The organism is Paenibacillus alba (assembly GCF_013204855.1).
Lineage (GTDB): Bacteria > Bacillota > Bacilli > Paenibacillales > NBRC-103111 > Paenibacillus_E > Paenibacillus_E alba.
Map to the genome: position 1 here is coordinate 1 of NZ_JABMKZ010000053.1, position 12,197 is coordinate 12,197.

General features: G+C 47.6%; 7 protein-coding genes. All 7 read right to left on the bottom strand.

Annotated features, from left to right (window positions below; translation table 11 throughout):
• Positions 1-284: 284 nt before the first annotated feature.
• Positions 285-1,763 carry a hypothetical protein gene (locus HQN90_RS34970; protein ID WP_173227465.1) on the bottom strand — a complete coding sequence of 493 codons (1,479 nt, stop codon included), beginning with the start codon at positions 1,761-1,763 and terminating at the stop codon, positions 285-287.
• Between the two features lie 41 nt (positions 1,764-1,804).
• Positions 1,805-6,379, bottom strand: coding sequence for an S-layer homology domain-containing protein (locus HQN90_RS34975; RefSeq protein ID WP_173227466.1), 4,575 nt, complete (start codon positions 6,377-6,379; stop codon positions 1,805-1,807).
• Positions 6,380-6,517: 138 nt separating this feature from the next.
• Positions 6,518-7,897, bottom strand: a complete 1,380-nt coding sequence (locus HQN90_RS34980) for an ABC transporter substrate-binding protein (RefSeq protein ID WP_173227467.1) — start codon at positions 7,895-7,897, stop codon at positions 6,518-6,520.
• A gap of 57 nt (positions 7,898-7,954) precedes the next feature.
• Complete coding sequence (locus HQN90_RS34985) at positions 7,955-8,785, bottom strand: carbohydrate ABC transporter permease (RefSeq protein WP_173227468.1); 831 nt, start codon at positions 8,783-8,785, stop codon at positions 7,955-7,957.
• 2 nt (positions 8,786-8,787) lie between these two features.
• Positions 8,788-9,678 carry a carbohydrate ABC transporter permease gene (locus HQN90_RS34990; RefSeq protein ID WP_173227469.1) on the bottom strand — a complete coding sequence of 297 codons (891 nt, stop codon included), beginning with the start codon at positions 9,676-9,678 and terminating at the stop codon, positions 8,788-8,790.
• Between the two features lie 23 nt (positions 9,679-9,701).
• Positions 9,702-10,802 carry a Gfo/Idh/MocA family protein gene (locus HQN90_RS34995; protein ID WP_173227470.1) on the bottom strand — a complete coding sequence of 367 codons (1,101 nt, stop codon included), beginning with the start codon at positions 10,800-10,802 and terminating at the stop codon, positions 9,702-9,704.
• Between the two features lie 313 nt (positions 10,803-11,115).
• The gene (locus HQN90_RS35000) at positions 11,116-12,138 is read right to left on the bottom strand and encodes a LacI family DNA-binding transcriptional regulator (protein WP_173227471.1); all 1,023 of its coding nucleotides are present in this window, start codon (positions 12,136-12,138) and stop codon (positions 11,116-11,118) included.
• Positions 12,139-12,197: the final 59 nt, after the last annotated feature.

A 12,197-nucleotide genomic window follows, 5' to 3' on the forward strand; every position in this document is an offset into this window, starting at 1 on the left:
GAGCTACCTTGATCCGTTGCTCATCATAAAGGATATTGCTTTTCATATATCTCATTCCCCCTCACCAATATTGTACCTTATTGCATATTGATGACTCCAATCTAATTAGGGGGCTTCAGAGAGATAACCAAATTAAGCCCTAAAAAGATGCACATTTGCAGGAATTATCATCATTATTGGGATTTCAAGCGAAAAAAGATGCACAATCGCAGGTTATAGCCGATTCATCGGCTATAACCCTTTGCAACGAAAATATAAGCCACTGTCTCGCCGAGCTTAAATATTCATTGCAACGTATACGTAGGCAAAGAAGCATTCGCGCCAGGCAGACGAGCCGTTGTGGAGTCATTTTGAATATAACCGAGTTTAATGCTTTGCCCTGCGCTCACACCTAGCGTTTGCAAGGGAATCGCGACCTCAATTACGGTGCTGGTATTCACGAGTTGGGAGGCGGATAAGGTAAGAACCGGTCCAGTCCATGCCCAACTATTCGAGCTACCGCTATAGGTGTAAACACTATTGTTTTCCACCAGGACATCTGTGCCGGAAGTCGTCCAACTTCCTACATTAAAGCCTGTTGCATTATTGTTATCCTTATTGATATAGAACTGACTTTTCACATTAAGTCCGCTCCCTTGAACGAGGATATACAAATTGGTGCTGTCATTGGTGACTTTCAGCGTTTGCGCTGTTGTCGCTGTGCTTGCCAGTGTAGAGACAGAACTCCAGTCCGCAGTATTACCATCAACGGTAATCGCCGATCCTCCGCCCCCTCCTCCACTGCCGCTTGTCGTAAAGGAGCCGGTTCCTGTCGTGGACCCATTGCCGGTCATAACGATTTGGCCTGTATTCGTCGTTCTTTGATACTGCCCTGAGCTTGGGTTCGTAGGATCTGCCGAATACGTGCTTCCATACGATGTACTTAAATTATTGTAATAGTACAACGTGCCGTTACTAGCTGAATAGTTAAGATCCGTCCATTGGAATGGGAAGTTGTACATAGCGGCTCCCCACCAAGCCATTTTATACTTATCTGACGTATGATCGGAAGAGCCAGCCGCCCCGCTGGCCGCTGTCGATACTACGGCTGTATTAATTCCTTTGTTCCGCTTGTAAGCAAGCGCTTTGTTGGCTTTGGCATACCAATCCGTAGTAGATTGATACGCATTGCCGGAAACGAGCCAACTCTCGGCTAAGTACCAATCTCCCGACTGAGCATGTGTAGTGCTGGCTGCCCCGGTTTCATCCTTATCGCCGCTGGCATCATCGACGTTCCATGAATTCATGAAGACTTTCATGCCTTTTCCATGGATGTAATCAAGCATCGTATTTTGTCTGGCGCGGGTGACGCCGTAATCAAAACCATAGTCATCGAGGAAGATGCCATATGCCCCCATGGCGTACCACTCGTCTACGTATTGCTTCATCACGGTCGTTGACAGGTTCTGGGTGCTGACACCTAAGTCCACGTATCCGAACACTTTTTTGCCTGCATTCTTCAAATTGGTCATGATCGTTGCGGTATTGGCATGATCTCCGTGCGTGGCATGCTCAATCCCATCGGCGAAAACAATCACATCGAATTGATTAAACGTATTCGTGGCTGTCGTTACATTTCCGCCTGCGCCGTTTACAGCCGAAGGCCAGCCATAATAAATCGCCAAATGAGGCAGAGCCCCGGTCGGCTCCGTGGCGGATGCCGCTGCGGCAAACATTTGTAAAACAAGAGCACTGCCTACTAAACCAGCCAATACTTTTTTCATAGAAAATCGCTCCTTTTCGCGCTATACGCGAGATGATTTTACTATTTCCCCAAGTCCTTAAAGCGTGAAAGTATGACACTTGCTTGTGCTCGCGACATGTGTTCAGCAGGCGCAAGCATGTGGTCATCAAGACCTTGAAGCAATCCTTGCTCTACACTGGCACGCAGCGCATCCTGCGCCCAAACGGCTCCTTCTTCTTTGTCCGCGAATGCCTCGTACGAAGCATTTCCTGCGGCAGCTGGCACGGTCAGGTTAGCCCCCTTCGCACGCTGCAGCAGCACGGCTGCCTGCTGTCTCGAAATGAGCTGATCCGGCCCGAACCATCCTTCGCCTAGACCCGTTACGAGCCCGTTTTGTACCGCAATTTGTATGGCCTCTGCGTACCATGCTTGAGGCTCTACATCCATAAACCGGGCGTCCGTCGAGGCTTTCTTAGCTGTCAATCCTAGTTGTCTTACGAGCATAGCCGTAAACTCAGCTCTATTCACACTGCGATCCGGCGCAAAATCGGTATCACTCTCCCCTTCGATGATGTGCCTCGCCGCCATCCGCTGAATATCGGCAAACGCCCAGTGCTCGCTAGGGACATCACGAAACGACTTGTGAAGCGCAAGCACGGCATAGGAGCTGAAATGCCAGACCTTCGCAATAAGTTGGCCCTTGTCCTCGCTGCTGTCAACGAACACAGGAGTACCGTTGTCCGCCAAATAATAAACACCAGCCAATGCATGATCCGAACCGGCGCTCAGCGGTAGCGTCAGAATTAAAGGCGCTGTAAACTGTTTCAATACTTCACTCTGACCGTCTCCCCCTTTCAGTGACAGCTCCAGACGGATTGCGCTTCCGGCTGAGCTCCACAAATTTGAACCTGCTGCTGAAGGCAATCCGGCAAGCATATTCTGCAAGGCCATGTCCTTCACTTCTTTCCAAGCAAGAGACAATTGCGCTCCCTGATAGCCCTTCAGCTTCTGAAGGCTCTTTACTTCTTCCATCACCTCCTTAGGAATTTGCAGTGAAAATGCTGGGCCTGTTATATCTAACTGTGCGTCTTTGTCAGGCAAAGCCGCCAGAGGCACCCTGAGTTCAGATTTGCTGCCATCTAGCGCAATAGCCACATGACCGTTGACCAAATCTGCTTGTGCAACAAGCTGAATGGTTCCTTCTAAGCTTCCGCCATAACCAGAATCTGATGAGCTGGAAGGCGCTGAAGCTGAGGGATCCTCCCCTTGTACAGCTATTGTGTCCAAAGCATACCAGCCATCGCTCCGTTTGCCTTCAATCGCCAGCTGTATGTCTGGTTGATTCATTTGCGGATCCAAGATGCCAATCAGCACGGAATAAGTACCCGTCATCAGGCTGCTTGGCAATGTAAGAGGAAGTTCCGCTGGATGACCGCCTGGCAGCCAACTGCGAATATCCGTCTCTGATGCTTTGGTTATCGATGAAGCGACAATCTGCCCCGATGCATCAGCAAGCGCAGCCGCAACAGGCCAATCCATATAAAAGGGAGCCACACCTTTGTTGTTCCAATAAGTTGCTAGAGTAACGCTATCTCCTGCTTGGGCAGAGGCTTGATGAGAGGCTGATTCAAGCACGAAGCGATAGCCCATCGTTTTGAGCATCGTATCCATATTTTCCTGAACCGCTTGTGTCACACCGTCTTTCCCGACTTGATAGTCGGCCGGCGAAGAAGGCCCCAGCCACGAAGTATGCGATGCATACGTCTCATAAAGCGATTCCATCATGACTTCATCTTTGAGCGACTGTAGTGGATTGCCGCTAGTAAATTCCCCTCCAGAATAGTTCACCTTCCAGAAATCTGGCATTTTGGAAGCAGCCTGAACGTCCGGCGCATTTTCTCCCGGCTCCAGATACAAGTTAATTTCATTCCAGCCATTGATCGTCCAATCCAAAAAGGACTTCGTGGAGCCTTTATCGCCAAACACATCGTTAAACAACCCAAAGTGATGCTCGGCTGCAATTGGAAAAGGCTTCCTCATGCCAATCAATTTATGATGAAAATTGTTTATATAATGGGAAACATATTGATTGGAAATTGTCAGCTGCGGGAACTTCCCGGAAACGTCCTCTGGCCAGTTATGAAATTCGCCCCAGTGCCCCAGCGATCCAATTTGAATAAACGCAACACGCGGATCGTTATCATAGTGTTCAGCGTAGGCTTGAATCATTCGTTCATGCTCGCTTACAAGCACAGGACTGCTGTAGTTGGGCGCGAAACCGGAGCCGATGGATTCCGTGTTGTACCACTTCCCTGCACCAGCGCTGCCTTCCGCTTGCACCAGCTCATCATATAGCCAATCCGGAATATCTTTGTGCGTTGGATCCTCTGTTGGCGTATCCATAACAAGACGCAGATTCAGCTTCTTGCCCAAACTGCTCCAATAAGCAAATTGATATTTGGCTTCAATGCCTGCCCAGTCGAACTGTCCTTTGACCGGTTCAAGCTCCCGCCAAGAAATCCCGACATACATCAAGCTGTTGGGCTGGACATACGGTTCACCAAGAGGCTTCTTATCATCATCCCTCGCCCACGCAACCCAGCCCATGTAAGGGTTATTCAGCACATCGAACGATTCCTTCGGAACGAAAGCATCAGAAACTGCCGGCTGATGATAAACGGCTGATGTTGCCAGAAGCGTTTGCCCAGGCTCTGGAAGTGCAATAGCCTGCTTGGAGACACAACCAACTTTCATCGCTCCGGGATTTATTCGGCCAATTTGCTCCAAATAAAGGTAAACCTGAACCGCATCTGGCGTCGGCTTATAGAATACGGAGCCAACACGGCTCCACCCCGCTTGAGCGCCCTCATACCGATATAACGAATTGCGGTCGATGCGGTAGTCAATTCCAGCTCCAGCCCATCTTGGGTCTGCATAACCTGTTCCTCCATCATTGTCGCTATCCAAGAAAAACTCATTTTGCGTATCTAAATTCGCCCCTTGAACGAGAAAATACAATTTCCTGTCGTCTTGTACCGCATGCAGCGACAAATTCGTATTGCCAGCTGCAGCTTGATTATCAATCTGAGCCCAATCATCGATTTGACCGTCGACCATTATCACGGACCCAGAGAGCGAAGTGGCTGCCGGATAGTTGGCCGCTGTTTGTGCTTGCGGGGCATAGCTATCTCCGACCCCCAAAGCCACTCTTACCGTACTTGAAACATCGTTCCAGCTGCTCATATCAATTGCAGCTTCCATGATGCTGTGACCCGCAGCTGCATAGGTTGAGCTGATAACGGTCTCAGCAGCACCTGCCGCAGCCCATACCCAGCCTGGACCGGTACTTTTGTAAACGTTTCCGTTTTGGATTAAATAATCGGCTCCCGTATGGACATACTGCCAACCTTGATGTCCAGTAGCAGGATCATTATCGCTGTTGATGAACAAATTTATCTCACCTGATAGATTCGTTCCATGAGCAAGGACGTACAGCTTGGTGCCTTTGACAACTGCATACAAGTCTTGCAAATCACTGCTCTGACTAATCCCGACAGGATCCAGCCCCGCCCAGTCAGCATCATTCCCGTCTAACGTAATATCAGGCAAGGAAGGCACCACAAGACCAGGATTGCTGCCAGGCGCAGGTGCATAATAATCGCCTCCGTTGAAAGCAACATAAATCGGTTTTGGCTTTGCTAATCCAAGCGCACTTAACGGTACAGACATTTCAATAACTTGATTATCGCCAGATCCGCTGGCCGCATATTGAATTTGGGGAACGGATACAGCCGTCCATGACCAGCCGATCCCTGTATTTCGGTACAAAGCACCGTTCTCGAACAAATAGTCAGCCCCCGCTTTGGGCCAAGCCCACGAGGCAAATCCGGTGTCATTGCTTTTATCCGTGTCGATAAACACATCATTGCTTCCACTAAGCCTGCCGGTCACCAAGATAGATAACGTCGTATTGTTCTGCGAGGCATACAGCTTCGTGCTGCCATCTGCAGATTGCCCAAGCGGAGTAACTCCAGCCCAATCAGCTGCTGTGCCATCTACAGTCACCTCGATTCCCGGCGCAAATAAAGAAGCTTCTGCTTCGACATCCAGCATCGTTTTTCCCGCTTCCGGCATAAAGCTGTTGCCGTTTTTGGTATATCCTACTTTCAGCTTCGCTGAGGCGCTGAGCCCGAGCTTGGATAAATCGATAGCTGCCTCGAAGGCTGATGCTGTTTTGCTGATCACTGCTGAACCTCTCGGCTCCCACTGTTGATTAACAAATTGGTAGAGCTGGTCATCCGCAATTTTATAATCAATACCTGAGCTGTGGGACCATGAAGCTTCTGGAGCCCCTGATTCGTCGTTATTATCACTGTCAATATAGAACGTGCTGCTGCCAACATTCATTCCGGTACCTGTCGCAAGGAGGTACAGTTTACCGTTTTTTTGCACAGCTTTAAGCAGATTCAAACTTTGCTCATAGGAAATTGTGTCATGCTGGATCGCTGCCCATTCTCCCGGTGCACCCGTGAATTTCACGGAGGTTTGCCCGCTGTCCTGCGCCGAAATAGAAGCAGGCAATACGCACATACTCAGGATGATAGATGCTATCGATAATTGAACAGATAGCTTTCGCCACTGACTTAAACTCTTCATTTCTTTTCAAAACTCCTTTCAAATATACGAATTAGGCCATAAAAAAGGAGACCCATTGCGTTGACGGTTATCATGTCAATTCATGGATCTCACTCTGAGCTTGCATATCTAGATGCCAGATGGATGCTTATCTTGCTTTTATTTACCGTAAAGTGTTTTGATTTCTTTCAAAGTTGCATCCAAATCGCCCTTGCCGGAAAGTGGCAGCGCCAGCTTTTGCGGGATAATATCCCACAGCAATTTGTCCTTCCCGTCGAAGAAAGGAACAGGAATCGCATACTTTTGGGAATCAATAAACGTTTGCTTGTTATACCCCTCGTCAATGCCAAGGTACGTTTGTGCTGCCTGTTTATTTGCAGGAATGGACTGTCCTTGCTTCGCAAGCGCGATTTGGCCGTCTGGACCCGCAAGCCAGCTGAGCAGCGCCCATGCCGCTTTTTCATTTTTTGTATAAGGACTTAATGCATTCCCTGCGACCTGTACAACTGTTTTCGTGTCTTTGAATTTTGGAGGAAGGAAGGTATCAAACTGAATGTTTGCCTTTTTGAATTCAGCGGCTGACCAAGAACCTGCAAAGCTCATCGCCACTTTGCCTGTCGTTAACGTTAAGAAGGGATCTTTGGATAAGGACTGGCTTTGGCTGGATGAAGGCGTTACATGATATTTGGTAACAAGATCGCGGTAGAATTCAAGCACTTGCTTCGACTCCGGTGATTCCAGCGCCAAAGTTTGGTCGTCATTGACGATTTTCCCACCGTTGGAAATGACTTGAGGCTCCAGAACGGAATCCGCTGAACCTGCGGCATCGACGGTCATTCCCCACTGCACGATGTTCTTATCATCAAACCCGGCTTCGGAAGCATTTTTACCATTTTTATCCAAAGTCATTTTCTTGGCGATATCGAGAACTTGCTCCCACGTCATTTCACCTTTAGGCTGAGGTGCGCCTGCCGGATTCTTCTTGGCATCTGTGAACAGAGCTTTATTATAATAGGTGACAATGGTATTTGCATCTCTCGGAAGCGAGTACTGCTTGCCGCCTACTTGGTGTGTAGCCAATACGCCTGGCTCAAAGTCGCCTACATTGAAATTATTCGTTTTGATGATATCAGTCAGATCTTTCATAGCTCCAAGCTTGGCGTATTTATCTACGTAGGCGAAACTGATTTTATACACATCAGGCAAATCTTTGGAAGCAGATTGAGCCGTCAAAGATGTCCAATACGTCCCCCAGTCTTTACTGACGACTTCCACTTCGATTTTCGGATATTTCTTGTTGAATTCCTTAAGCAGTGTTTTGGTTTGCTCGGTTTCAACGTTCGTTCCCCATTGGGAGTAGACAATTTTGCCGGAAATTTCCTCTGCAGCCTTCGCTGTCTCTTTAGGAGCACCTGTTGTACTTGCTGTCGTTGTTGGAGCAGGCGTCACTGTTGTTTCACTTTTGCCGCAAGCAGTCAACACTAAGGAACCTAACACCGCAATAGATGTCACACCGGTAAGCAATTTAATCGCTTTCATTTGAACCCTCCTCAGATTTATCTGTTCACTTCACAAACCGTACAACTAGGCTGGCTTTTACTTAATACCCGACATGACCACCCCCTCAATAAAGTAACGTTGCGCGAAGAAGTAAATGCATCCGATCGGCAGCAAAGCGATAAAAGACCCAGCAGCCAAAACAGGGAAATCATGCGAGGTTTGCCCCATAATCATCTGCAATCCGACACTGAGCGTCTGCAATTTCTCGGATTGAATATAAATCAGCGGGGAAAAGAAATCCGTCCAGGAGAAGACGAAAGCAAAAATAAATCCAGTGATCATGGTTGGTCGGGAAAGCGGAACAATGACTCGGCTATAAATCGTCCAGTAGCCGCCGCCATCCATTTGAGTGGCTTCATCCAGCTCACGCGGAATGGTCATAAAAAACTGCCGGAACATGAAGATAAAATAAGGGCTTGCCAAAACTTGCGGTACGATAAGCGGAAACCATGTGTTATACCAGCCAATTTTCTTGTACATGATGTAAAGGGGGATAAGTGTAATTTGCGAAGGTATCATGAGCGTTGCAAGCACGATAGCAAAGAGTACGCCACGTGACCGCCCCTTCGTTCGAGCGAAGCCGAATGCAACCAAGGATGCGAAGAGGAGCGTCCCTGCACCAACGGAGCCGGAGATGGCGAAGGAGTTGGCAATCCAGCGTCCCATCAAGGGCATTGATTCAAATAATCGAGGGAAAGCATCCAATGTGATCGGATTAGGAATAAAGGTCGGCGGAAACTGAAACGTCTGTTCCTGCGTCTTCAGCATCGTCGATATGAGCCATAGAAGAGGTCCTGAGAATATCCCGAGTCCGAGAATCAGAAAGAAGTATTGGCTAAGCTGTTTGGAAAGATTCGTCAGTCGCATCGCTATCCGTTTCCTTTCTCTGACTCATAATAGACCCAACGTTTGGACGTCTTCATGAGCAGCAAGGTTAAAATAAGAATGATCAGAAATAAAATCCACGATTGGGCCATCGCGTATCCAAATTTAAAATCACGGAAGGCCGTTTGAAACGTATTGAACATATACGTACGAGAGGCATAGTTCGGACCGCCATTATTGAGCAGCATGGATTCGGTGAACATTTGGAAGTAGTAGATCATCTGCATCACTACGGCGAACAGAATCGAAGGCGACAGCATTGGAAGCGTAATCCTGAAAAAGCGGCTGATCACATTCGCTCCATCAATTTTGGCAGCTTCGTACAAATGTCCGGGAATCCCTTTGAGGGCAGCCAGGAAAACAAGTACCGGGCCGCCGGACATCCAAATTCCGATTGTAATAATGATTGGTTTCATAAGCGACTCTGTGCCGAACCAATCAAATTTAGGCAATCCTACCAGCGAAAGCAGCTGATTGACCATCCCGCTGTCGGTCCCGAACAGCATAACCCACAGAATGACGGTAGCCACGGGCGGAACGAGATACGGCAAGTAATAGAAGGTTCGAAAGAAATGAACGCCTTTCACATCTACATTCAGCACGAGAGAAGTCAAGATCTGAAAGGTCACCGTAACAGGAACGGCTATAATGACGAAGTACAAGGTGTTGCCGAAGCTTTTGAGATAAATGTGATCATGCAATAAGTCCACGTAATTTTTAAATCCGATCCATACGGGTTCAGCTACTGAATTGTAATCCGCAAAGCTGTACAATAGACTTGTCAGAGCGGGTACGACGAAGAAGATAAGAAAACCGATGATCCAAGGCGAGATGAAACTTAGAAATTTCAGCTCCTCTTTCCATTTTGACGCCATATTGTATCTCCCCTCTATGGTCTCTACTTAATTTCGTCCAGATACACATAGCGCTCTTCTTTAATCGATTTCTCAGCTGCAAGCGCAACAAGCAGTGCCTGCCGCCCCACTTCTCCGCTGGCAAAAGGCTCTTTGCCCGTGCGGACGGAATCCAAAAATTCGTATCGTTGTTTCTGGCTGCCCGTATGTCCTCCGCTGTACGTATCGGAAACGACATCCGTATCAATATGTTCCTTGGTCATATCAGGGCCTCCGGAAATATCAATCGTGCGATCCTGTTTGGCGACCATCTGCGCCCCATTGCTGCCGATTAAACCAATCTCCAAACCTTCATCCATCAAATTTCTTGGCTTCAAATACATGCACAACCCTAAATTAGCTTTGCTGCCATTTTCGTAATCAATCGTTACCCACGCATGATCAACAATATTGGTCGAAGTAATATGTTTGGCTGGATAATGGGTATAAGAATTGGTGATCAAATTATTCTGTCCATCTTTGATCACATGCTGGCCGCCAGAAGCAAATACCCGAACCGGTTTTGCTCCAATCATCCAATTAAAGATATCAAAATGATGGCAATCCTTCTCGACAAGCGCTCCGCCGGACTTCGTACTGTCATAGAACCAATCCACTGGCGGGAACGGATCTCTAAACTCCTTGCACCACATCATGGTGACATCATCCAGGCGTCCTCCGCTTAACTCTTTCTCCATGCGACGATAGAGGTTGGAGTATCGGTAAACAAGTCCGATCTGGAGGATCACTTTCGCCTTATGGGCCGCTTCCAGAATCGCGTCGCAATCAGCTAAGGTTGGAGCTACCGGTTTTTCCAGGAAAACGTGCTTGCCGCGTTCCAGGAAAGCTAGCGCTACTTCTCTGTGCATATAATTAGGAACCGAAATAACGACGGCGTCGAATGTATCCGTTTGCCCCAAAATATCCTTATAGTCCGAAACAATTTTCGGTTGATTTTTTTTAATGTATGGAAGCGCCCTCTCCAAGTTGCTCTTACTCGGATCTGCTACCCACGTAATTTCACATTGTTCAATTTGGTCAAATCCCATAGCATGGCCTGTGCCCATGTCACCAACACCGATTAATGCAAGACGAATTTTACTCATATGCTGTCTGTCTCCCTTGTTTAAGTATGAATGAATGTTTGGCGTCAATTTGTCCAAACTATAATTGTTTGCGCCAATATTCTCTACACACTGAATATTAAGGGTTTATGAACTCTTTGTCAATGGTTTTCACGCCTTAATTTGGATTAGTTTTTGCGCCAAATTATATTAAATTAATCCAAACTTGTCGGATTATTCATCCAAATTTGCGTATTTCCCGCGTCCCAGCCTTCGGACAGCAAAAAACCGTTTGCCTTTGCGTAGAAAACAAAGGCAAACGGTTTCTAGTTTTCACTTCTTCGAAAGCAATCCGTCAGGATGAACCTCGTTCGATTAATTTAAACGGCAGCGTAATCGTGACGGGAACGGGCATTTTCTCATCAATATAATCAATGAGCGTTTTGGCGGCGATCCAACCGATTTCGAATTTGGGCATATCGACGGTCGTCAGCGGCGGTGAACAATATTGTGAGAATTCAATATTATCAATCGAGGCGAACGCAATGTCCTGCGGTATTCGGTAATTCAGCTCTAGCGCTGCCCGCATGGCAGAGATGGCCATCATATCGCTGGCTGCGAACATTGCCGTAGGCACTTCCTTATGCTGCTCAAGCGACTGCTTCATCAGTTCATAGCTTTTTTCCACATCCCATTGCGTGTCAAGCACCCATTCCTTCGGAATCGGCAAACCTGCCTCGCGCATCATTTCCTGATAGCCTCGGAAACGCTTTTCCTTTTCCATATTCAAAGAAAGTCCCGAGCCGCCAATATAGCCTATGCGTTTATGCCCTCGTTCAATTAGATGAGCAACGGCATGTTTAGCAGCGGAGAGCCGATCATAGCCCACGCGAGGCACTTCCTTATCCGGGATGTCAATGCCAACGACATAAGGGACATGCGCTTTAATATATTCATAGGAAGCAGCTTCGATCCCTTCGACAAGAATAATGCCGCTGATCTCGCTTTCCTTTACAATTTTATGCAGCATATTCGGCTTCTTCAGCTCTTCACCGGAATGAATGTAAGCCAAATCGAAGCCATGATCCTCAAGCCCTCGTTCAATTCCTTCCAGAATGGAAGAGAAATACGGGTGATTATATTTATTTTGCGGAACCGCAACAATGCAGCCCACCTTTTTGTTCGGCTTCTTTTGCTTCCCACGAACGATCATTTCCCTTGTGCCCTTGTTGGACTGGTAACCGAGCTTGGCTACGGCTTCCCATATTTTCTGACGGGTATCCGGGTGAACAGCTCTGCTCGTATCATTATTTACAACGCGGGATACCGTGGATATCGAGACACCTACATGCTCCGCTATATCTTTTAATGTGGACAACTCGCGACCCCCCGCAGCCAAAATTTGCGCCAAAATTTATCATTTCCTTTTGATAGCAT